Here is a 21,399-nt window from a genome sequence, read left to right on the forward strand (position 1 = left end):
TACTCAGAACAGGCTGCCTTGGTCGGCGGGATCGGGCGTGCGCTTCGGTGCCGAAGGCTTGGCCTCGCGCGCAGGTTTCGGCGATGACGGCGCTGCCGGCGGAAGCGGGCGGTCCGCGCCCGCCGTGGCCGCGACCTTGCCGTCCGCAAATTCGATCGAGAGCGCGGCGCCCGGACCGATGCTCGCGGCATGGTGCAGCGGGTGGCCGGCCTCGTCACGCACCAGGGCAAATCCACGGGCCAGCACGCTGCGATAGGACAGCGCGGTGAGGAGCTTCTCGTTCTGGCCGACGCGGGCCGACAGGCGCTGAAGCTGGGTCAGCAACGCGCGCCGGGCCCGCTCGGCAAGACGTTCGGTTCGGTCGCGCTCGCGACCGATGGCCTGGCGCTTGGCCTGGGCGTAGGCTTGGCGCGAGGCCTTGAAGCGGGCGTCGAGCGCCTCGAATCGCTCGCGCCGCCGGTGCAACTGGCCGCGCGACGACAGCGACAGCCGCTCGGACGACGCGATGAGACGATGGCGTGATTGCGCGATCTGCGCGTGCAGCACGCGCAGAGTGAGCTTGGCGCTCGCCGCCGCGAATTGGCGAAAGTGTACATGCGTGTTGGTCTTCAGCGCGCGTGGCAGGCCGGCGGCCGCCGAATCCAGCCGCTGCCTGGGAATGGCGAGCAGATCGCTAGGGCCGGGCAGGGCGCGCGCGGCGGCGCGCAGCTCGTTGCGGCGGCTCTCCTGGCTGCGCTGCCAGCAGACGCCGACACGGCGCGCGAGGCTTGCGACCTCCTGCATCAGCTCGCTGCGCACCGGCACCGCCATTTCCGCGGCTGCGGTCGGCGTTGGCGCACGTTTGTCGGCGGCGAAATCGATCAAGGTCACGTCGGTCTCGTGGCCGACCGCCGAGATCAGCGGGATCATGCTCTCGGCCGCGGCGCGGACCACGATCTCCTCGTTGAACGACCACAGGTCCTCCAGCGAGCCGCCGCCGCGCGCGACGATCAGCACGTCGGGCCGCGGGATCGGGCCATCCTGCGGCAAATCGTTGAAGCCACGAATCGCGGCGGCAACCTGCTCGGCCGAGCCTTCGCCCTGCACCTTCACGGGCCAGACCAGCACGCGGCGAGGAAAGCGGTCCTCGAGCCGGTGCAGGATGTCGCGGATGACGGCCCCGGTCGGCGAGGTGACCACGCCGATCACCTCGGGCAGCCATGGCAGCAGTTGCTTGCGTGCGGGATCGAACAGTCCTTCGGCCCCGAGCTTCCGCTTGCGCTCCTCCATCAGCGCCATCAGCGCGCCGATCCCGGCCGGCTCCAGCGCCTCGATGACGATCTGGTATTTCGACGAGTTCGGATAGGTGGTGAGCTTGCCGGTGGCGATCACCTCGAGCCCCTCCTGGGGCTTGAAGCGCATGCGGCCATGCACGCCCTTCCAGATCACCGCCTCGATCTTGGCGCTCTCGTCCTTGAGCGCGAAATAGCAATGCCCCGAGGAATGCGGCCCGCGAAAGCCGGTGATCTCGCCGCGCACCCGGACGTGGCCGAACTGGTCCTCGACCGTGCGCTTCAGCGCCGAGGACAGCTCGGTGACGGTGAATTCGGGCGCGTTGGGCAAGGCTTCCGCAGGCGGCATCGCTGTTTGATTCGGTTCGGGGAGCAGCAGCCAAGGTAGGGGCTTTCCGCGTCCGCCGCCAATCAAGCCATTGCCTTTTCGATAACTCTATAATACAGAGTACTCTGTATAATGCAGAAAAGTTGGAGGACAGCGTGCGACGCGGCGTGAAGTTCCTGTTTCGGGTCCTAGGATGGGGGCTCTGCCTCGTGGGCGTGCTCGCTTTGGCCCTGGCTGCGATGATCGCGACGCCACTGGTGCGCCCGCCCGAGCTCAAGTCGATCTCGGAGACGGCCGGCCAGGTCGACCGCAGCACCATGCCCGGCCTGCAGCGCTTCAGTGCCCGCGATGGCACCGAGCTCGCCTATCGCCACTACCCGGCGCGCGGAACGGCTGTCGGCAAGGTCGCCATCGTGGTCCACGGCTCCTCCGGCTCCAGCGTCGCCGTGCATGCCCTTGCCGATGCGTTGGCGGCGCGCGGCATCGATACCTTCGCGCCCGACATTCGCGGCCATGGCGGTTCCGGCACCCGCGGCGACATCGGCCATCTCGGACAGCTCGAAGACGATCTCGCCGACCTCGTCGCCGAGGTCAGGAGGTCGATTCCGGCCCAACCGATCGTGTTGCTCGGCCATTCGGCTGGCGGCGGCTTCGCGCTGCGCGCGGCGAGCGCCCCGATCCAGGATCTGTTCACGCGCACCGTGCTGCTCGCGCCCTATCTGGGTTACGACGCGCCGACCAACCGGGAGAATTCGGGCGGCTGGGCCGGTCCCGACATTCCGCGCATCCTGGCGCTCGGCGTGCTCAGGCGCATCGGCATGCCGTGTTGCGAGGCACTGCCTGTGCTGGCCTTTGCTGTCAGGCCGAACTCGGAGAAATTCCTGGCGCCGACCTACAGCTACCGGCTGTTCCGCAATTTCGCGACCCGTGGCTACAAGGCCGATTTCACTGCGGCGAAGCACCCGGTGACCGTCATCGCCGGCGCCGATGACGAGCTGATGCTCGCCGACAAATATGCAGATGCGGTGCACGCCGTCGTGCCGGGCGTTGACGTGAAGCTGATCGCTGGCGTCAATCACATGGAGATCGTGTCGGCGCCGCAGGCGGTGAGCGCGATCGCCGAGGACGTGGCGACGCACTAGAGGTCCAAACCGCATGATTGACAGCCTGGAAGCCGCGCGGGCGCTCAGCGACATCGAGGATGTGACGAAGCGCGTGCGGCAGTCGCAGATCTATCGGCTGTCGAGCCTGCTGATGATCCTCTGGGGCGTTCTCGTCTTCGCCGGCAATCTCGTGACCTATCTCGCGCCCAACTACGCCGACAAGGCCTGGCTATCGGTCTATGTCCTCGGTCTGGCCGGGTCGCTGGGGTTGGGCGCGACGGAGAAGGCGCGTTCCGGCGTACGCAGCTTCGATCTCCGGGCGCTGCTCGCCTTCGTCATGTTCTTTGCGTTCGGCTTCTTCGTCGAAGCGATCGGCCATTTCGGACCGCGCGAGATGGGCGCATTCTGGCCGATCTATTTCATGCTGTTCTACGGCCTCGCCGGCTTGTGGTTCGGCGCGGCGTTCACGGTGTTCGGCCTTTGCGTCACCGCGTTGACCCTGGTCGGCTACCTCTTCATCGGCAAGGCTTTCCCGTTGTGGATGGCGTTCGTCAATGGCGGTGGCCTGGTTCTCGGCGGCTTGTGGATGCGGCGGAGCTGACGGTTTGGCGGAGCTCGACGAGATCATCCACCAACCGCTGCGGCTGAAGATCATGGCGGCGCTGAATGCCCTGCCTGCCGTGGCCGGGCTGGAATTCGTCCGGCTGAAGAAGCTGACCGGCGCCACCGACGGCAATCTCGGCGCGCATATCGACACGCTGGCGCGGGCCGGCTACGTCGCCGTGGACAAGGCCTTCGTCGGCAAGAAGCCGCAGACCACGGTCACGGCGACCGCGGCCGGCCGTGCGGCCTTCGCCCGCTATGTCGCGAACCTGCAGGGCATCATTGCCGGCGCTGCCGCGAAGCCGCCGGAGCCATGATTTGACTCCGTTGCGAGGGCCGGGCAATTGGGGCGTCCAAATTGGCCCACCCCTCTGCGACGGCATCGACGATGAACATTCTGCTCCTTGGTTCCGGCGGCCGCGAGCACGCGCTCGCCTGGAAGATTGCCGGCTCGCCGCTGCTCACCAAGCTGTGGTGCGCGCCCGGCAATGCCGGGATCGCCAAGGAGGCCGAATGTGTCGCGCTCGACGTCGCCGATCATGCGGCGGTGATCGCCTTCTGCCGGGCGAACAAGGTGGATCTGGTGGTGGTCGGCCCCGAGACGCCGCTCGCCGCCGGCATCGTCGATGATCTCGAGGCTGCCGGCATCAAGGCGTTCGGCCCATCCAGGCTCGCCGCCAAGCTCGAGGGCTCCAAGGGATACACCAAGGATCTCTGCGCCGAATACGACATCCCGACCGGCGCCTACTGCCGCTTCGACAATGCCCCCGAGGCGCTCGCTTATGTCCGCGAGCACGGCGCTCCGATCGTCGTCAAGGCGGACGGGCTGGCGGCCGGCAAGGGTGTCGTCGTGGCCAAGACGGTTGCCGAGGCCGAGGACGCCATCAAGATGATGTTCGAGGGCGGCTTTGGCGTCGCTGGCGCCGAGGTCGTCATCGAGGAGTTTCTCGAAGGGCGGGAGGTGTCGTTCTTCGCGCTGTGCGACGGTGAGACCGCGATACCGCTGGCCTCCGCCCAGGACCACAAGCGGGTGTTCGATCACGACCAGGGACCGAACACCGGCGGCATGGGAGCGTATTCGCCGACGCCGTTCGTGACGCAGGAGATTCATGACGAGATCATGAATCAGATCATTCAGCCGACCATTGCCGGGATGAGCGCCCGGGGCACACCCTTCAAGGGCATTCTCTATGCCGGCCTGATGCTGACGGCTCAGGGGCCGAAGCTGTTCGAATACAACGTGCGCTTCGGCGATCCGGAATGTCAGGTGCTGATGCTGCGGATGATGTCGGATCTCGTGCCCGCCATGCTGGCCGCCTGCGATGGGCAGTTGAAGAATTTCGACCTGCGCTGGTTTCCCGACGCCGCCGTCACCGTGGTCATGGCCGCGAAGGGCTATCCCGGCGACTACGCAAAGGGCGGTGTCATCGAGGGACTCGACGATGCCGCGAGGATCGAGGGCGTGGAGATCTTCCACGCCGGCACGGTGGCGAAAGACGGCGCCATTCTCGCCAATGGTGGGCGCGTCCTCAATGTCTGCGCGTCGGGAAAGAGCGTCGCCGAGGCTCAGGCGCGGGCCTATCAGGCCGTCGACCGCATCAAATGGGCTGACGGCTTCTGCCGGCGCGACATTGCCTGGCAGGCGGTGGCGCAGGAAAGCGGTCGGGGCTGAGCATCGTGATCGCCGCAGGCGGCCCCGGAAGGCTATTTTTCCCGCGAGAATTGTGGCAGTTCCATAGACTCATGCCGTGATGGGATGAATCAGTTCCGCCGTGGAACGGAGGGGCCATGGAATGCGCGCGGTGCGGCAGGCAGAATCAGCCCGGGAGAGCCTCGTGCGACCGGTGCGGCGAGCCGCTCAGCCTCAGATGTGAGGCGTGCAACCAGACCAACAGCCCGTCGAATCGCTTCTGCGGCCAATGCGGCGCGCCGTTGCCGGGCCGGCTGGCTCAGCCGGATCAGAACGCCCAGCGGGTGCTGCGGACCCTGAGCAGCAAGGGCGGTGAGCGCAAGCGACTCACCATCCTGTTTGCCGACATTCGTGACTCGACCCAGCTGATCGATAGTCTCGGCGATCCCGAACTCGCGATGCAACGGCTCGATCCGGTCCTCAACCTCATGAAAGAGGCCGTTCACCGCTATGACGGCGTCGTCAACAAGACACAGGGCGACGGCGTCATGGCCCTGTTCGGCGCGCCGGTGCCGCACGAGGATCACGCCGTGCGTGGCTGCCTCGGTGCGCTCGCGATGCAGGACTCGATCGCCCGCCTGGCGGATCCGCATCTGCAGGTCCGCGTCGGACTGCACACCGGCGAGGTGATCGTCCAGGTCGTCGAGAACAGCATGTACCAGACCTACGATGCGGCCGGCGCCAACGTGCATCTGGCCAATCGTCTGGAGCACATGGCCGAGCCAGGGACCATCCTCATCAGCAAGGAGACCTACACCGGCGCCAGGCAGTTCGTCGAAGCCGAGCCGCTCGGCACCCACACGCTGCGCGGCATTGCCTCGCCGGTGTCGATCTACAAGCTGATCGGCCGCCTGAACGCGCCGGCGAGCGACGTCTTCCGCAGCGGCCAACGCCTGTTGCCGCTGATCGGGCGCAACGCTCAGCTTGCGGTGCTCGAACGCGAGCTCGACGACGTCCTGGCGGCGCGTGGCGCTGTGGTCGGCATCGTCGGCGAGGCCGGCATCGGCAAGAGCCGGCTGTGCTTCGAGTTCGCCGAGCACTGTCGCCGCCAGGGCATTCGCGTCTACGAGGCGCGCGTGCTGGCACATGGCCGCGCCACCCCGTTCCAGCCGGTGCTCGAATTGTTGCGCGACTTCTTCGGCATCCGGGCGAAGGAGCCCGTCGAGGTGTCGCGACAGCGCGTGGTCGACAGACTCGAAGCCCTCGGCATTCCCGATACGGCGCTGGTGCTGCTGCTGGACTTCATGAGCCTTGCCGATCCGTCTCGTCCTGCGCTTCGGCTCGATCCGGGCGTGTTCAAGACGCGTCTCCTCAACGTGTTCAAGACGTTGTTCCGCTCGGCGCCGGCGGATGGCGCCGTGGTGATCATGATCGAGGACCTGCATTGGCTCGACGAGGCCAGCGAGGAGTTCGTCGAGGCGCTTGCGGAGGCCTCGATTGGCACCAAGACGCTGCTGGTCGTGAACTACAGGCCTGGTTTTGCCGCGTCCTTCATGCAGCGGGCTCCGTTTCACGAGCTGCACATCGTGCCGCTCGCATCCGCCGAGGCGCGCAAACTGCTGCGCGGCGTCTTCGGCGACGACGCATCGCTCGAGGCGCTGGTCGGCGACATCATCGAGCGCGCGCAGGGCAATCCCTTCTTCCTCGAGGAGTTGGCGAGCGCGGTCTCGGAGAGCGGCGGGTTCGAGGGTGAGCGCGGCGCCTATCGGCTGAAGGGCGGGATCGGCCCGATTCCGCTGCCGCCGACGGTGCATGCCGTGGTAGCGGCCCGCATCGACCGTCTGAGCGAGACCGCCAAGAGCGTCCTGGAAACAGCGGCTGTGATCGGCCGCTCGGTCGCGCTCGCCGTGCTCAAGCCTGTCGTGGGGCTCAGCGAGGCGGACCTGTTCGACGCGCTCGCACAACTGAGGCATGCCGATCTTCTCTATGATATGCCGCCGTTCGACATGGGCGTGCTCGCCTTCCGCCATCCGCTGATCCAGGAAGTGGCCTATGCCATGCAGCTGCGCTCGCGCCTGAGCGGCGTGCACGTGGCCGTGGCCAAGGCGATCGAGGCGCTGGATTGGGGCACGCAGGACGAGTTCGCCGCCCTGATCGCCTCGCACTACGAATTCGCCGGCCAGACCATGCAGGCCGTCGAGCATCTGCAGCGCGCGGCGCGCTGGATCGGCCGCACCAATACGGCCGAGGCACTGCGGCTTTGGAAAAAGATCCGCTCCATGCTGCAGACGGTGCCGCCATCCGAGCACGTCGATCGCCTCAGGGCGCTTGCCAGCGGCCAGATCCTCAATTGCGGATGGCGGGAGGGCATCTCGGCCGAGGAGGTGAGGCCTTTCGCCGAGGAGGCGCTGCGCTATGCGCGCTCCTCGGACAAGATGCACGAGCCGATCCTGCTCGGCGCTTACGGCCGCGTCCTCGCCTCGACCGGCGCAGCCGACGACTACGTCAACCTCGTGCAGAATGCGGTCAAGCTGACCTCGGAGGAGGGCGATGTCGGCCGCTATGCGACCGTCAACGCCATGCTGGCGCAGGCGCTTCTGCTGTCGGGGAGAGCACGAGACGCGCTAGCAGCGGCGAACACGGCGCAGGCGACGATCGCTAACCAAGGTGGTTTTGACAGTAGTGTAACCCTGGGGCTGACGCCAAATCAGATCCTGGGATTCGATGTTGAATATTGGATCAAGTGCCTCAGGACGCGAATCCTGGTCCAGCTCGGCTGTTTCGCTGAGCTCGAAATTCAGCTTTTCGAATTGTTGAATACCCCTCCCGAACAGTTGGCTCCGGTGGTCCGTTTTATCCCGCACTTTGCCGCTGTTGAATTTGCTCGATGGCAAGGTCGTGCTGAGGCCGCGGCTCTGCACTCGGCCGAGCTGCTTCAGATCGCTGAAGCGTCGGGCATGCCGTACATTCGGGTGCAGGCGTTGGCAGGGGCTGGTCTTGCTCGGGCGGCTGCAGGCGATTTCACTCACGCCGCGTATGATCTCAGGGAAGCGATCGAGTACTCGAGGCGCGCCAGGGCAGGCCTCGAGTTCGAAGCGCGCATGATGAGCGATCTGGCTGACGTCCTTTATCGCGCAGGAGACCTCCGTGGTGCACTCGACGTTGCTGAGGAAGCCAGCGTCATCGCCCGACGCAGGACGGATAGGATCGGTGAACTCCACGCGGTGCTGCTGCGATGTTTGATCAGTTCGTCCGACTCCGATTTTCGGAACGACGCAGAAGCTGTCGGATCGCTGCTCGACGCCGAGCGCCTGCTGGAAGTCTCGGGTGCCGAGGTCTACAAACCCATGTTGATAGCGTGCCGATCCTCCCTTGAAGGTACTAGATGACCCGTGCAGTATGCCCGCTTTCCATGAAGCATTATTAGGAGGCTGGGCACATGGGGATGATGATTAAAGACAGTACGACGCTCGATATTCTCGTGCAGTTGAATAGGCGTTTCGAGGCTGAAGCTTTGCCGGAAATGGTCGAGCTGCAGCGCGAGTTTGGAGTTTTTTCATTGCAGCATGGCTTGCAGCAATCGTTCGCTTTGCTGGGGATCGTGCCGCAGGATTGGACTGAGCGTCGCCGGTGGTACCGTTTCTTGGAACACCTCAGGACCTATCCCTCCGATCTAGATGGTGTGAATGGTCACGACCGTGTCATCCGGGCGTTCAAGGACGACCTGGAATCCGAGAAGCCGCTTCCTGTTTCGATTGTCTGCCATTCGGCAGCGGACGATCCTCGGGTGACGGTTACGCAAGGCCGTCCGGTCGTGTTCTCGCTCGAAACGCATGTGATCGTTTCGATCCCGACCACTCCCGGACGAGAGGCGCGTCAGAATCTGGCGGAAGTTGCTCGCACTAGGCGTGTTCAGAAGCGCGGCAAGAAATGAGCCTGACCGCAGGCGACGGCGCCGGACAAAAGGCTCCTTCTATTCAGGCCATTTGCTCCGACGTCGATGCCTACTACACCGCATGCGTCGCGCGTCATGGCGCGACGCCGCGGGGCGTCGACTGGTCATGCGAGGCGACGCAGGGCCTGCGCTTCGTGCAGCTGATGAAGCTGTGCGATGCGTCGGCGCCGTTCAGCCTCAACGACATCGGCTGTGGCTATGGCGCGCTGGTGCCCTTTCTGGCTGCGCGCTATCCGACCTGCGAGATCGACTATCTCGGCATCGATCTGTCGCGCGCCATGATCAGCCGCGCCCGTCGGCGCTTTGCTGGCCCGCAGCGGCGTTTCGTCGTTGCCGCGGAGAGCCCGCGCATCGCCGACTACTCGGTCGCGTCCGGCATCATGAACGTCAATGTCGGCTATCCGCGCCAGGCCTGGGAGAGTTACATCAAGGGCCTGTTGCGGCAGATGTTCGCCACCAGCCGCCGCGGCTTCGGCGTCAACTTCATGCGGGCCCACGGTGACGATGACGACGAGGCCTCCGATGCCGCGACGGCGCGGCTGTACCGGACCACGCCCGAGATCTGGGTGGCCCATTGTGAGCGCGAGTTTGCCGCGCCGGTCGAGGTCATCGGCGGTTACGGCATGAAGGAGTTCACCCTGCTGGTGCGCCGCAGACCCGAGGCGGCCGTCTCGGACGGCGATCCGTCGCACTGATGTCCGCAGCTCCGTTGCTCTCATCCAAGCCCGGTGGACACGCTGCCGCGATCGCGCGCGCGGTGGATGTGCTGATCTCCTCGAAAGGTCACGCCAGCCCCTTGCGGCTTGAACGGGCCTGCGCACTGCTGCGCCAGCATGCGCCGCTGCACTGGGTCGAGCGCCCGGGCGTGCGTCCGTTCTGGGCCGTCACGCGCTACGCCGACATCGTCGCGATCGAGACGCGGAGCAGGGATTTCGCTGCGGGACCCCGCACCTATCTTGCCAGCGAAGCCTCGGAGGCCGTGCTGCAGCGGGTCACCGGCAAGCCGCAGGCCGTCCGCAGCCTCACCGAGATGGATGCCCCGGATCACGCTGCCTATCGCGCGGTCATCCAGGGCGCCTTCGCGCCGCCGGCTCTGCGCGCGATGGAGAGCTGGCTGACGCAATGGGCCGCCGAGATCCTCGACCGGGTTGCTGCGCGTGGTGATGCTTGCGATTTCGCACGCGACGTCGCGCTGCCTTTCACCTTCCGCGTCATCGGTCGCATGCTGGGCACGCCCGAAGCCGATGACGCACGGCTTGCCCGGCTCGCCCAGGCGTTCGTGGCCGCCGAGGATCCGCAGCGGCGTTTTGCCGAGGCGCCCGGCGACACCATGCGCATGGCCATGCTGGCGCTGCGCGACTACTTCGAAGCCGTGGTCGCCGACCGCCGCGCCAGCCCGCGCGACGATCTCGCCAGCCTCATCGCGGAGAGCGCGCCGCATGGCGCCGCAATGCCGCATTACGAGCTGATCTCCTATTTCATCCTGCTGGTTACGGCCGGCCACGACACCACCTCGCTCGCTTTGGCCGGCGGGCTCGAGGCGCTGCTCGCGGACCCGGGCCAGCTCGAGCGGTTGCGCGCCGAGCCGGAGCTGCTCGATCCGGCGATCGAGGAGATGCTGCGCTGGACCACGCCGGTGCGCCATTTCATGCGGACGGCAGTCGGCGACACCGAGGTCGCCGGCCAGGTCATTCGCGAGGGCGAGGCGCTGGCCTTGTTCTTCCATTCCGGCAACCGCGACGAAGCCATGTTCGACGACGCCGGCACGTTCCGGATCGATCGCAGTCCGAATCCGCATATCGCCTTCGGCCGCGGCCCGCATGTCTGCATGGGGCTGCAGCTGGCGCGGATGCAGATGCGCGCGATGTTCGCGGAGCTGCTCCGTCGTACGTCGCATATCGCGCTCGCCGGACGGGTGCGCCGGGTCGAGTCGCCGTTCATGAGCGGGGTCAGCGGCCTTCCCATCCACATCCGCTTTCGCGAATGATGCGGCCGGGGCGAGGTCTCGTCAGCGCCGCGCCTTGAAGAACTCCTTCAGCATCTGGGACGCCTGCTGCTCGCCGACGGCCGAATAGACCTCCGGCGCGTGGTGACAGGTCGGTGAGGCGAAGAAGCGGACGCCGGATTCGACGGCGCCGCCCTTGGGATCGGCGGCCCCATAATACAGCCGGCGGATGCGGGCGAAGGAGATGGCGCCGGCGCACATCGTGCACGGTTCCAGCGTGACGTAGAGGTCGCAATCGACCAGCCGCTCGCTGCCGATCGCCTGCGCGGCCTGGCGCAGCGCCAGGACCTCGGCATGGGCGGTGGGGTCGCGGTCGGTCAGCGTACGGTTGGCGGCGGTGGCGATGACCACATTGTCCCGCACCACGACGCAGCCGATCGGCACCTCACCGGAAATTGCGGCCGATTCGGCCGCTTTCAACGCCAGATCCATGAAAGAAGGAGCGTTCATGGCTCGTAATGCCCGGATAAGTCTGGTACTGCATCGCCCTTCAGCAAAACCGGACCTCGATTTCCCGCGTGACAGGCGCTGCTCAGAGCGCGCGTACCACGCGACGTCCCGCACCTCAAAGTGAGACCTTCATGCCCCGCGACACCGACAAAGACAACGATTCCCGCGGCCGCCGCGGCGGCGCCCCGCGGGGGCGTTCCGAAGGGACTAAGGGACGCTCGGGCGCCGCGCGCGGCCCGGAGAAGAAGTTCGCCAAACGCGGCTTCGGCGACAAGGCGGCGGGGGCCAAGGGCAAGCGCTCGTTCGACGAGGGCCGTGCACCGCGCCGCCGCGACGACGGCGACGCGCCGCGCAAATCCTTTGGCGAAAAGCCGCGCTTTAACCGCGATGAGCGTCCGCGCGGCGACCGTCCGTTTGCCGCGCGTCCGCCGCGGGGTGAGAACGGCGAGAAGCGCGCCTTCAAGCCGCGCGGCGATCGGCCGAAATTCGACCGCGACACGGGCGGCGGCAGCAAGCGTCCCTACACGCCGCGCACGGATCGCGACGAGGCCCGTCCGGCGGCGCGATCCTCCGAGCGCAAGTTCGGCGAACGCAAGCCCTACGCGCCACGCGAGCGTGACGGTGAGAAGCGCCCCTATACGCCGCGCAGCGGGGGCGCCCGCGATCGCGGCGACCGTCCGCGCACCGAGCGCAGCTTCGGTGACCGGCCGCCGCGTGGCGATCGGCCGGAGCGGAAGTTCGGCGGCGAGAAGACATTTTCCCGCGGCGCTGACGGCGATCGCGGCGAGCGCAAATTCGGCGCCGGCCCGCGCGGTCCGCGCAAGGAATTCGGCGACCGTCCGGCCCGCGGCGAGTCCAAGCCGTGGCAGAAGCGTGAGGGCGGCGATCGACCGGAGCGCAGCGCCCGCCCGCCCCGCGATGGTGCGCGCAGCTTCGACCGTCCCAAGTTCGACCGTCCCAAGTCCGACCGTCCCAAGTCCGATCGCCCACGCGAGGATCGCCCCAAATTCGATCGTCCGAAGTTCGACCGTTCTGCCTCCGATCGGCCGCGCGGGGACCGTTCCAAGTTCGACCGGCCCACATCCGACCGTCCGAAATTCGACCGGCCGCGCGATCGCGGCGACGACCGCAAGTTCGATCGCCCGCGTCAACGCCCCGAAGGCCGCAGCGAGTGGCAGGAGCATCCGCGTGGCGAAGGTCGGGGTGGTGATTTCGCCGACCGGCCGCGCCGCGACAATGAGGACGAGAGCCGGGTCTTCGCCAAGCGCCCGGCGTTCGGCGGCCGCGGTCCGTATCGCGAGCGCAAGCCCGAGACCGACAAGCGCACCAAGCGCGTCGTGCCCGACGAGGCGCCGAAGCCCGGCAAGGCTGGCGAGCGCATCGCCAAGGTGCTGGCGCGTGCTGGCCTCGCCTCGCGCCGTGATGCCGAGGAGATGGTGACGCAGGGCCGCGTCACCGTGAACGGCCGCATCATCAACTCGCCGGCGCTCGACGTCACCGAGAACGACGTGATCCAGGTCGACGGCGCGCCGTTGCCGGAGCGTGAGCGCACACGGCTGTTTTTGTACCACAAGCCGCGCGGGCTGATGACGACGCACAGCGACCCCGAGGGGCGCCCGACCGTGTTCGACAATCTGCCGGAAGGGCTGCCGCGCCTGATCTCGATCGGCCGGCTCGATTTCAATACCGAGGGGCTGCTGCTGCTCACCAATGACGGCGGGCTGGCGCGCGTGCTCGAACTGCCGGACACCGGCTGGACACGCCGCTATCGTGTCCGCGCCCATGGCGAGATTACGCAGGCGCAGCTCGACCAGCTCGCTGCAGGCGTCGAGGTCGACGGCGTGAAATACGGCCCGATCGAAGCGACGCTGGAGCGCGACCAGGGCGCCAATGTCTGGCTGGTCGTTGCGATCCGCGAAGGGAAGAACCGCGAGGTGCGCAACGTGCTCGCCCATCTCGGCCTCGAGGTGAACCGCCTGATCCGCGTCTCCTACGGTCCGTTCCAGCTCCTGGAGCTGCCCGAGGGCGAGGTGCAGGAGGTTAAGACGCGGGTGCTGCGCGAGCAGCTCGGCGAGAAGGTCATCGCGCAGTCGGGCGCCGATCTCGGTCCGGCCGGCAAGGGTAATCGCGAGCCGTTGCCGGATCCGAAGCCCAAGCCGAAGCGCGAGGTGGTTGCCGACCGCAAGGGCCGGCGCGTGCTGGTCCAGCGCACAGGCAGCGAAGAGGCACGCGAGCGCCACGAGGCCGAGGCGCGCTTTCCCGGGCCGCCGCGGCGGCCGAAGCGCGGCTATCACGGCAAGCGCGATATCACGCCGCAGGACGAGTAGGGTGGTGCGATGCGTGTCGTCGGTGGACGGCTGAAGGGCCGCAACATCGCCTCGCCCGCCTCGCGCGACATACGGCCGACGCAGGACCGGCTGCGCGAGGCGCTGTTCAACATCCTCGTGCACGCCTACGAGGATCCGATCGAGGGCGCACGCGTGCTCGATCTGTTTGCCGGCACCGGTGCGCTCGGCATCGAGGCTGTCTCGCGCGGCGCGGCGTTCACGCTGTTCGTCGACAACGGCGCCGAGGCAAGGGCGCTGCTGCGCAACAATGTCGAGGCGCTCGGCCTCGGCGGTGTCACCAAGGTCTACCGCCGCGATGCCACCAATCTCGGTCCGGCGCGCCCGGTCGAGCCGTTCTCGCTGGTGTTTCTCGATCCGCCCTATGGCAAGGGTCTGGCCGAGAAGGCGTTGGCCTCGTTGCGCGACGGCGGCTGGCTGGTGCCATCGGCGCTGCTCGTGGTGGAAGAGTCCAAGGCCGCCGCGTTCAAGGCGCCCGAGGGGTTCGAAGAGCTCGAGCGTCGCGCCTATGACGACACGGAGTTCGTGTTCTTGCGTGGCTCTTGATCCTTGCGAATGGCTCGTTGCGGAGGGCGTCGGCGCTATCTCCTCCCGAACAGCTTCTCGACATCCGCCAGCTTGAGCTCGACATAGGTCGGGCGGCCGTGATTGCACTGGCCGGAGTTGGGCGTGTTCTCCATCTCGCGCAGCAACGCATTCATCTCTTCCGGCTTGAGGCGGCGGCCGGCGCGCACCGAGCCGTGGCAGGCCATGGTAGCGGCGACGTGCATCAGGCGGCGCTCCAGCGGCAGCGCCTCGCCCCATTCCTCCATGTGCTCGGCGAGATCGCGCAGCAGCCCCGCCGCATCGATCTTGCCGAGCAGCGACGGCGTCTCGCGCACCGCGACCGCGCCGGGACCGAACGATTCGATCGCGAGGCCGAATGAGGCAAGCTCATCAGTCCGCGCGAGCAGCGTCTCGACGGTGGCTTCATCGAGCTCGACGATGTCCGGGATCAGCAGGATCTGCCGCTGCACACCATGCGCCGCGAGCGAGGCCTTGAGCCGCTCATAGACGATGCGCTCATGGGCGGCGTGCTGGTCGACGATGACGAGGCCGTCGCGGGTCTGCGCCACGATGTAGGTGTCGTGGATCTGGGTGCGCGCAGCGCCGAGCGGACGGTCGAGCAGGTCGGGCGCGGCCGGCTGCTCGTGCAGACGAAGATCGGCGCGGGGCGTGCCGACGTCGAAGGCCGCTTGAGAGGATTCCGCAAGCCCGAACGACCCGAGATCTGGTGAGGGCGCCGCCGCAGGGACGGAGCCGCCGAAATGCGGCATCACCGGCGCCGACGGCGAGCGCTGCCAGTCCCAATTCATCGGACCGACGTTGGGCCGCGGTGGCGCGAAGGCCGGGCGGAACGCGGCGATGGTCGCGCCGCCGTCATTGGCCGCGGTGCGGCGGCCTTCGCGGGCGAGACCTTCCTTCAACGCGTGGATGATCAGCGCGCGCACCAGGCCGGCATTGCGAAAGCGCACCTCGGTCTTGGCCGGATGCACGTTGGCGTCGACCTCGCGCGGATCGAGTGTGACGAACAGCGCCACGACAGGATGGCGGTCGCGCGGCAGATAGTCGGCGTAGGCTGCGCGCACGGCGCCGAGGATCAGCTTGTCGCGCACCGGGCGGCCGTTGACGAACAGATACTGCCCAAGCGCATTGGCGCGCGTCAGCGCCGGGGCCGCGGCGAAGCCTTCGACCACGACATGATCGCGCTCGCTGCGCACGGCGATCGCATGGCTGCGGAAGTCGGCGCCGAGGATGTCGCCGAGCCGCGTCAGCTGGCCCGGCGCGCCGGGCAGCGCGGCGGCCCAGGTCACCGGCGCGCGCTCCTCGCCGGCGAGCGTGAAGGCGATGTCGGGCCGCGCCATCGCCAGCCGCCGCACCACCTCGCGGATCGCCTCGGCCTCGGTGCGGTCGGTCTTGAGGAACTTCAGCCGGGCCGGCGTGGCGTGGAAGAGATCGGCGACCTCGACGCGGGTGCCCTGGTTCAGCGCGGCCGGCACGATCGGCGACTTGTCGCCGCAATCGACCGCGAGCGCCCAGGCATGCGGCTCGCTCTTGTGCCGCGTCGTGATCGACAGCCGCGCCACCGAGCCGATCGAGGGCAGCGCCTCGCCGCGGAACCCGAGGGTGCGGATCTGCAGCAGGTCCTCGTCGTCGAGCTTCGATGTCGCGTGGCGCTCGACCGCGAGCGCAAGATCGGCCGCCGTCATGCCGCCACCGTCGTCGGTGATCGCGATCTTTCGCCGGCCGCCACCGTCGGTGAAGATGTCGATGCGGCTCGCGCCGGCATCGATCGCGTTCTCGACCAGCTCCTTGACGACGCTCGCCGGCCGCTCGACCACCTCGCCGGCGGCGATGCGGTTGACGATCTGTTCGGGAAGCTGGCGGACGGGCATGGGTGCGAACGAACTTGAAAGCTGGCTGGCTTGGATCTTGAAGGCGCGCGGCGCTCACGCTGCAAATCTGGGGCGAGAATAGCTTTTTTCATGCGCTGCGGCAGAGAAAAGCAACCTTCTCCAACGGGATTGTGAGGCGGCCGGGGCCAGTATATCGTTTCGCAAAAATAACGATCAGCCGGAGGAAGCCCATGTGCCATCTGTTCGCACACCAGCCTCAGCGCGATTATGAGTCGCAGACCCGCTCGTTGCGGATCGGCGGCCATAGCACGTCGATCCGGCTCGAAATGGCGTTCTGGGACACGCTCGAGGAGATCGCCGCCAAGGAAGGCATGGGCCTCGCCAAGTTCGTGACCACGCTGTACGCCGAGGTGCTCGACCATCACGGCGAGGTGAAGAATTTTGCGTCGCTGCTGCGCTGCTCCTGTCTGATCTATCGGGCAAAGGCGACTGCGACGCTGCCGGAATTTACCGCGGCGGCGATCATGGACGCGGCCGAGTAGCCACTCGGGCGGTCTCGCGTCTCCCTCCCCCGCTTGCGGGGGAGGGCGGGGTGGGGGCGCCACAGCGGCAGTCCCGCCGCAGCGTTCCCCCACCCGTATCGCATCTTCGATGCGATACGACCTCCCCCGCAAGCGGGGGAGGCGCTGACCGAGATCGCCGCAAGAGTTTTGCGTCACCATACCGATCGTAATCAAATCTCCTTCTTCTGCATCGCGCCAGCAATGTAGTCCGCCTGGCGGATCGCCAGCGCCACGATGGTGAGTGTCGGATTGCATGCCGCTCCCGTAGTGAACTGGCTGCCGTCGGAGACGAACAGGTTCTTGATGTCGTGGGTCTGGCCGAACTTGTTGACGACGCCGTCCTTGGCCTTCTCGCTCATCCGGTTGGTGCCGAGATTGTGCGTCGAGGGGTAGGGCGTGGTCGGATAGGTCACGGTGGCGCCGACCGCCTCGTAGATCGCCGAGCCCTGCTTGTAGGCGTGGGCGCGCATCGCGACGTCGTTGGGGTGATCGTCGAAATGCACCGAGGCCACGGGCATGCCGAACTTGTCCTTGGCGACCGGATCGAGCGTGATGCGGTTGGTCTCCTGCGGCATGTCCTCGCCGACCAGCCACATGCCGGCCATGCGCGGATAGGTCTCCATCGCCGCGGTGAAGCTGCGGCCCCAGGCGCCGGGATTGAGGAACGCCGCCATGAAGGGCAGGCCGAGCGACAAGGTCTCCATCTCGTAGCCGCCGACGAAGCCGCGCTTCGGATTGAACGCGGCCTCGTCGCGGACGATGCCGGCCATGGTGGTCCCGCGATACATGTGCACCGGGTTCTCGAACGTCGCATAGACGCTGCCGGTCATGTGCCGCATGTAGTTGCGCCCCACCTGGCCGGAGGAGTTGGCAAGACCATCCGGGAACATGTTCGAGGCGCTGTTGAGCAGAAGCCGCGGGCTCTCGATCGAGTTGCCGGCGACGGCGACGATACGGGCCTTCTGCAACTGCATCTTGCCCTGGCCGTCGGCATAGACCACGCCGGTGACCTTGCCCGAGGCGTCATGCTCGATCTTGATCGCCATGCTGCCCGGCCGCACCTCGAGATTGCCGGTGGCCTCGCCCTTCGGGATCTCGGTGTACAGGGTCGACCATTTCGCACCGGACTTGCAGCCCTGGAAGCAGAAGCCGATCTGCTGGCAGGCGCCGCGGCCGTCGCGCGGCTGCGAGTTGATCGCCATGTTGCCGGTGTGCACGATCTTGTAGCCGATCTTCCGGGCGCCGGCCTCGAGCACCTTGAAATTGTTGTTGCCGGGTAGGCCCGGAATGTCGTTGGTGCGGGTGACGCCCATCTTGAACTCGGCCTTGGCGTACCACGGCTCCATTTCGGCGAGCGTCACCGGCCAGTCCAACAGGCTCGTGCCGGGCACGCCGCCATAGGTGGTGCGCGCCTTGAACTCGTGCTCGTCGAAGCGCAGCGAGGCGCCGGCCCAGTGCACGGTCGAGCCGCCGACCGCCTTCACGATCCAGGCCGGCAGGTTGGCAAAGTCCTTTGCCACCCGCCAGGTGCCGGACGTGGTGCGCATGTCGGTCCAGGCGAGCTGGGTGAAGCTCTCCCATTCGTCGTTGATGAAGTCGGGAATCTCGTAGCGATTGCCGGCTTCGAGAATGACGACCTTGATGCCTTTCTGCGCGAGCTCGTTGCCGAGCGTGCCGCCGCCGGCGCCCGAGCCGATGATGACGACGACGCTCGAATCGTTCTGATCGAATTTTGCCATGGTGGTTTCCTCCGTGTTTTCTGTTGTTCGCCGGCGTCAGGCTTTCGGCAGCCAGTCGATGTCGGAGAAGCCACGGTTGATGTAGCCGCCATGCTCGGCGGAGGAGCCCTCGTAGCCGAACTTCGGCCAGAGCTCCTTCTGATTGTAGAGCGACACCACGAGGTCGCCGCGGAGCGTCTTGAAGAAGGTCGTCTGCTCGATGGCCTGGAGCAGCGCGACGCGGTCGGCCTCCCACGGCACCTGGGCGTAAGGCACCTTGTGGCGGTCACGCGCGTCCTGGTCGAGCCGGGCGACGCCGTCATTGATCATTGCCTTCACGGCGGCATCCTCCGCGGCCTTGCCGTCCCACGGCTTGACCGCGGTGATGTAGTAGCGGTCGGCGAGGAAGTCGTGCGGATAGATGTCGCGCGCGACCTTCACCAGCGTCTTCAGGGTGGCCGGCGTCAGCGCCTTGGCATCCTCCGCCCAGGCATCGGCAATGCCGAGGCCGGTCGCGGAAGCCACGGCTGCGGCCGGCACGGTCGAGGCCGCGCCCTTGAGAAAGACGCGGCGGTCGTATTTGTTGCGGCGATCGACTTCTCTCATGGGTATCCTCCGTTGGTTTTTTGTTTGGTGTATTTTCGTGGTCAGCGGCTCATCCGAAGCGGCCGCCGCGCTGGATGACCTCGATCTTGTAGCCGTCGGGATCGGTGACGAAGAAGAAGCGCGCGAGTGTCGCACCATTGTGCTTGAAATCGCGCAACGGGCCTGGTGCCAGGTTCTCGCGCTCGAAACGGGCATGCTCGGCATCGAGATCGTCGACCACGACAGCAAGATGGCCGTAGCCGTCACCGAGCGTATACGGCTCCTTGCGGTCGTAGTTGACGGTGAGCTCGACCTCGAACGGCGACGACGGATGGCGCAGATAGATCAGCGCGAAGCCGTCGAAGCGTAGATTGTCGGCGATCTCCAGGCCGAAGGCGCGCTTGTAGAAGTCGAGCGCCTTGACCTCGTCCAGCACGCGGATCATGGAATGCACGGGTTTGGCCATCTCAATTGTCCTTCAGGTAGTTGATGATCGCGGCGCGCACGTCGGGCTTGGCCTGGCGATACGCCATCACGGCGCCGGGGATCAGCTCTTGCGGGTTGGTCAGCCAAGCATCGAGCTTGGTCTCGTCCCAGGTGAAATCAGCTTTCGCGAAGCCGGCCGAATAGCGGAAGCCTTCGACGGAGCCGACGCGGCGGCCGACGACCTTCGAGAGCGGCGGCCCCTGGCGCATCGGCTCGGCGCTGCTCAGCGTGTGGCAGACGCCGCATTGCTGCTTGAACAAGGTCGCGCCGTCGGCAGGCTTGGGCGACGGCAAGGCCATCTGCGCCGATGCGATCGTGGTGCTCAGGACTGCGCCGCACCATCCTAGTCCTAAAACAAGCAGCAGCTCTTGCGCCGTACGCCGTCCCGACATCGATCCTCTCTCATCATTTTTGATGAGACTAGGTCGCAGCGAGAGCGCCGTGGTAGTAGCGGGCTGTTTCGGCCGGAACAAAGCGTGCGCAGGACTCGTCCAGCCGCAGGATATGTCAGCGTTGCGGACTAATCGTCGAAGCGGCGCCCACCGCGTCCCGCCTTGACGTCGCTGCGGATCTTCTTGCCTTCGAGCCGGCGCTGCTTGGAGCCGAAGGTCGGCTTGGTCGGGCGCCGCACCTTCGGCCGGATCATCGCCTCCTTCAACAGCGTGACGAGACGCTCGATCGCATCGGCCTTGTTGCGCTCCTGGGTGCGGAAGCGTTCGGCCTGGATGACGATGACGCCGTTCTTGGTCATGCGCTGTCCAGCGAGCCGCGCCAGCCGTGCGGCGGCGTCCTCGGGCAGGGTGATCCGGGTCGTGTCGAAGCGCAGCTGCGCCGAGGTCGACAGCTTGTTGACGTTCTGGCCGCCGGGGCCGGAGGCGCGGACGAACGAGATCTCGATGTCGTCTTCGTTGATGGCGAGGTCGCGGGAGATCCGCAGCATGGGGCACCAGTGGAATCGAGGTTTTCGCGTCCACCATAGCGGGTTTAGGGGAGGTGTGCGCGGGGCGTCATGGCGAGGCGCGGTTGGCGGCCCGAGACCGCCGCCAGAATCTCCACTGTCATCCCGGCGAACGCCGGGATCCATAACCCCAGGGAGCAGTTTGGGGCAGGCTGGCCGCTGACACCTCCCGCCTCACGTCGGCTGCGGCGTATGGGTGCCGGATCTGCGCCGCGCTGGCGCGCGTCGCAGCTTGTCCGGGACGACAGCGGTGTGCGAGGCGGATTCACGGTTCAAACAGCGGCCGCAGGCGACGACATGTCAGCGCGTTCTCGCGGCATCTGATGCCCGAGGTCTGCGATCAGTTCGTCCCTCGCGAGCATGCAGAGGGCGCGGGGAATGCCGGGCGCTGGCCGCACCCATGGCCCGCCTGCGAAAAAAATGCAGGCGGCAGGAACCACAGGTTCAGCCGAGACATCCCGGCATTCCCCGCGCGATGGGCTTCACGCTTATACGCAGTCTCCCTGGTGCGCCGGCTTGTTGGCCACCATGGTCCGTGCGGCGCGAGCGCCGTCACGAACGTGACACCAGCTTCGGGGTATCAGGACGCTGCGACTTCACGTCCGCAAGACATCGTTCGTCCGCGTCCTCGTGAGAAGACGCTGCGATCTCTCGCGGCCACCGCTCCCCGCCTCGCGTGTCGTGACGATCGCGCGCAACGCCCCTCCGCAGTGAGGCGGGATGGGCGGATTAAATCATGAATTCCGAAAAATAGCAAGACGATTATTTTTATCGGAAGTCGACGCGCGGTCCTCCGCTGTCGTCCCGGGCAAGCCGTCAGCGACGCGGAGCGTGGCTGACGGCGCCGACCCGGGACCCATACGCCGCAGCCGAGGTGGGGCGGCAGATGCCAATGACCAAGCTGCCTCAAACATCGCCCTGGGGGTTGGGTCCCTGTGTCTGGAAAGTCTGCCATGATGATGGTGGGCGGGAAGCCGTTGGGTCCTTGGCGCTAGACGCCGTG

At 66.8% G+C, this 21,399-nt stretch carries 19 protein-coding genes; 11 read left to right on the forward strand and 8 right to left on the reverse strand.

The window, feature by feature from the left end; translation table 11 throughout:
* Positions 1–3: 3 nt before the first annotated feature.
* On the reverse strand, positions 4–1,620 hold the full coding sequence (xseA, locus tag ACQR13_RS27940) for an exodeoxyribonuclease VII large subunit (RefSeq protein WP_316171665.1): 1,617 nt from the start codon (positions 1,618–1,620) through the stop codon (positions 4–6).
* A 218-nt stretch (positions 1,621–1,838) separates the two neighbouring features.
* Between xseA and ACQR13_RS27945 the strand changes: the two genes are divergently transcribed.
* The 8 genes from ACQR13_RS27945 (at position 1,839) to ACQR13_RS27980 (ending at position 10,877) form a co-directional block, all read left to right on the forward strand.
* Positions 1,839–2,741, forward strand: a complete 903-nt coding sequence (locus ACQR13_RS27945; RefSeq protein ID WP_315716716.1) for an alpha/beta hydrolase — start codon at positions 1,839–1,841, stop codon at positions 2,739–2,741.
* Positions 2,742–2,754: 13 nt separating this feature from the next.
* A complete protein-coding gene (locus tag ACQR13_RS27950) occupies positions 2,755–3,303 on the forward strand; it encodes a hypothetical protein (RefSeq protein WP_315753434.1) in 549 nt (182 codons plus the stop codon).
* Between the two features lie 4 nt (positions 3,304–3,307).
* On the forward strand, positions 3,308–3,622 hold the full coding sequence (locus ACQR13_RS27955) for a transcriptional regulator (RefSeq protein ID WP_315716689.1): 315 nt from the start codon (positions 3,308–3,310) through the stop codon (positions 3,620–3,622).
* Between the two features lie 71 nt (positions 3,623–3,693).
* The gene (gene purD, locus ACQR13_RS27960) at positions 3,694–4,977 is read left to right on the forward strand and encodes a phosphoribosylamine--glycine ligase (protein ID WP_315716690.1); all 1,284 of its coding nucleotides are present in this window, start codon (positions 3,694–3,696) and stop codon (positions 4,975–4,977) included.
* A gap of 116 nt (positions 4,978–5,093) precedes the next feature.
* The gene (locus ACQR13_RS27965; protein ID WP_315753436.1) at positions 5,094–8,324 is read left to right on the forward strand and encodes an AAA family ATPase; all 3,231 of its coding nucleotides are present in this window, start codon (positions 5,094–5,096) and stop codon (positions 8,322–8,324) included.
* Positions 8,325–8,374: 50 nt separating this feature from the next.
* Positions 8,375–8,869, forward strand: coding sequence for a hypothetical protein (locus ACQR13_RS27970; protein WP_315716692.1), 495 nt, complete (start codon positions 8,375–8,377; stop codon positions 8,867–8,869).
* Entirely contained in the window at positions 8,866–9,585 is a 720-nt protein-coding gene (locus tag ACQR13_RS27975) for a class I SAM-dependent methyltransferase (RefSeq protein WP_434841676.1), read from the forward strand. The genes ACQR13_RS27970 and ACQR13_RS27975 overlap by 4 nt, the downstream gene beginning before the upstream one ends.
* Positions 9,585–10,877: a cytochrome P450 gene (locus tag ACQR13_RS27980; protein ID WP_434841677.1), complete on the forward strand. Its 1,293-nt coding sequence runs from the start codon at positions 9,585–9,587 to the stop codon at positions 10,875–10,877. Before ACQR13_RS27975 ends, ACQR13_RS27980 begins: the two co-directional genes overlap by 1 nt.
* A 21-nt stretch (positions 10,878–10,898) precedes the next feature.
* Here the strand turns inward: ACQR13_RS27980 and ACQR13_RS27985 are convergent, their stop codons facing one another.
* Positions 10,899–11,345, reverse strand: coding sequence for a nucleoside deaminase (locus tag ACQR13_RS27985; protein ID WP_315753444.1), 447 nt, complete (start codon positions 11,343–11,345; stop codon positions 10,899–10,901).
* Between the two features lie 131 nt (positions 11,346–11,476).
* Between ACQR13_RS27985 and ACQR13_RS27990 the strand changes: the two genes are divergently transcribed.
* A complete protein-coding gene (locus ACQR13_RS27990) occupies positions 11,477–13,672 on the forward strand; it encodes a pseudouridine synthase (protein WP_434863453.1) in 2,196 nt (731 codons plus the stop codon).
* A gap of 9 nt (positions 13,673–13,681) precedes the next feature.
* Complete coding sequence (gene rsmD, locus ACQR13_RS27995) at positions 13,682–14,236, forward strand: 16S rRNA (guanine(966)-N(2))-methyltransferase RsmD (protein ID WP_316201689.1); 555 nt, start codon at positions 13,682–13,684, stop codon at positions 14,234–14,236.
* A gap of 35 nt (positions 14,237–14,271) precedes the next feature.
* Here rsmD and mutL read toward each other — a convergent pair whose 3' ends face one another.
* The gene (gene mutL / locus ACQR13_RS28000; RefSeq protein WP_434863454.1) at positions 14,272–16,125 is read right to left on the reverse strand and encodes a DNA mismatch repair endonuclease MutL; all 1,854 of its coding nucleotides are present in this window, start codon (positions 16,123–16,125) and stop codon (positions 14,272–14,274) included.
* Positions 16,126–16,316: 191 nt separating this feature from the next.
* Between mutL and ACQR13_RS28005 the strand changes: the two genes are divergently transcribed.
* A complete protein-coding gene (locus ACQR13_RS28005; protein WP_434841681.1) occupies positions 16,317–16,628 on the forward strand; it encodes a ribbon-helix-helix domain-containing protein in 312 nt (103 codons plus the stop codon).
* A 191-nt stretch (positions 16,629–16,819) separates the two neighbouring features.
* Here the strand turns inward: ACQR13_RS28005 and ACQR13_RS28010 are convergent, their stop codons facing one another.
* The 5 genes from ACQR13_RS28010 to arfB form a co-directional block, all read right to left on the reverse strand.
* Entirely contained in the window at positions 16,820–18,388 is a 1,569-nt protein-coding gene (locus ACQR13_RS28010; RefSeq protein WP_434863455.1) for a GMC family oxidoreductase, read from the reverse strand.
* Positions 18,389–18,424: 36 nt separating this feature from the next.
* Positions 18,425–18,973 carry a gluconate 2-dehydrogenase subunit 3 family protein gene (locus ACQR13_RS28015; protein WP_434841682.1) on the reverse strand — a complete coding sequence of 183 codons (549 nt, stop codon included), beginning with the start codon at positions 18,971–18,973 and terminating at the stop codon, positions 18,425–18,427.
* Between the two features lie 49 nt (positions 18,974–19,022).
* Positions 19,023–19,418 carry a VOC family protein gene (locus tag ACQR13_RS28020; protein ID WP_434863456.1) on the reverse strand — a complete coding sequence of 132 codons (396 nt, stop codon included), beginning with the start codon at positions 19,416–19,418 and terminating at the stop codon, positions 19,023–19,025.
* A 1-nt stretch (position 19,419) separates the two neighbouring features.
* Positions 19,420–19,737, reverse strand: coding sequence for a c-type cytochrome (locus tag ACQR13_RS28025; protein ID WP_434841688.1), 318 nt, complete (start codon positions 19,735–19,737; stop codon positions 19,420–19,422).
* A gap of 221 nt (positions 19,738–19,958) precedes the next feature.
* Complete coding sequence (gene arfB, locus ACQR13_RS28030; RefSeq protein WP_315716703.1) at positions 19,959–20,378, reverse strand: alternative ribosome rescue aminoacyl-tRNA hydrolase ArfB; 420 nt, start codon at positions 20,376–20,378, stop codon at positions 19,959–19,961.
* Positions 20,379–21,399 lie beyond the last annotated feature (1,021 nt).

This window comes from Bradyrhizobium sp. HKCCYLRH3059 (assembly GCF_051168035.1).
Taxonomy (GTDB): Bacteria; Pseudomonadota; Alphaproteobacteria; order Rhizobiales; family Xanthobacteraceae; genus Bradyrhizobium.

Excerpts from the sequence above, each read along its gene's own strand:
- ACQR13_RS27985 (WP_315753444.1), bottom strand. The coding sequence starts at position 11,345 with ATGAACGCTCCTTCTTTCATGGATCTGGCGTTGAAAGCGGCCGAATCG.
- ACQR13_RS28025 (WP_434841688.1), bottom strand. The coding sequence starts at position 19,737 with ATGGCCTTGCCGTCGCCCAAGCCTGCCGACGGCGCGACCTTGTTCAAG.
- arfB (WP_315716703.1), bottom strand. The coding sequence starts at position 20,378 with ATGCTGCGGATCTCCCGCGACCTCGCCATCAACGAAGACGACATCGAG.
- ACQR13_RS27980 (WP_434841677.1), top strand. The coding sequence starts at position 9,585 with ATGTCCGCAGCTCCGTTGCTCTCATCCAAGCCCGGTGGACACGCTGCC.
- ACQR13_RS27965 (WP_315753436.1), top strand. The coding sequence starts at position 5,094 with ATGGAATGCGCGCGGTGCGGCAGGCAGAATCAGCCCGGGAGAGCCTCG.
- ACQR13_RS27975 (WP_434841676.1), top strand. The coding sequence starts at position 8,866 with ATGAGCCTGACCGCAGGCGACGGCGCCGGACAAAAGGCTCCTTCTATT.
- ACQR13_RS28015 (WP_434841682.1), bottom strand. The coding sequence starts at position 18,973 with ATGAGAGAAGTCGATCGCCGCAACAAATACGACCGCCGCGTCTTTCTC.
- ACQR13_RS28005 (WP_434841681.1), top strand. The coding sequence starts at position 16,317 with ATGTGCCATCTGTTCGCACACCAGCCTCAGCGCGATTATGAGTCGCAG.
- ACQR13_RS27970 (WP_315716692.1), top strand. The coding sequence starts at position 8,375 with ATGGGGATGATGATTAAAGACAGTACGACGCTCGATATTCTCGTGCAG.
- ACQR13_RS28020 (WP_434863456.1), bottom strand. The coding sequence starts at position 19,418 with ATGGCCAAACCCGTGCATTCCATGATCCGCGTGCTGGACGAGGTCAAG.
- ACQR13_RS27945 (WP_315716716.1), top strand. The coding sequence starts at position 1,839 with ATGATCGCGACGCCACTGGTGCGCCCGCCCGAGCTCAAGTCGATCTCG.
- mutL (WP_434863454.1), bottom strand. The coding sequence starts at position 16,125 with ATGCCCGTCCGCCAGCTTCCCGAACAGATCGTCAACCGCATCGCCGCC.
- rsmD (WP_316201689.1), top strand. The coding sequence starts at position 13,682 with ATGCGTGTCGTCGGTGGACGGCTGAAGGGCCGCAACATCGCCTCGCCC.
- purD (WP_315716690.1), top strand. The coding sequence starts at position 3,694 with ATGAACATTCTGCTCCTTGGTTCCGGCGGCCGCGAGCACGCGCTCGCC.
- ACQR13_RS28010 (WP_434863455.1), bottom strand. The coding sequence starts at position 18,388 with ATGGCAAAATTCGATCAGAACGATTCGAGCGTCGTCGTCATCATCGGC.
- ACQR13_RS27990 (WP_434863453.1), top strand. The coding sequence starts at position 11,477 with ATGCCCCGCGACACCGACAAAGACAACGATTCCCGCGGCCGCCGCGGC.
- ACQR13_RS27950 (WP_315753434.1), top strand. The coding sequence starts at position 2,755 with ATGATTGACAGCCTGGAAGCCGCGCGGGCGCTCAGCGACATCGAGGAT.
- xseA (WP_316171665.1), bottom strand. The coding sequence starts at position 1,620 with ATGCCGCCTGCGGAAGCCTTGCCCAACGCGCCCGAATTCACCGTCACC.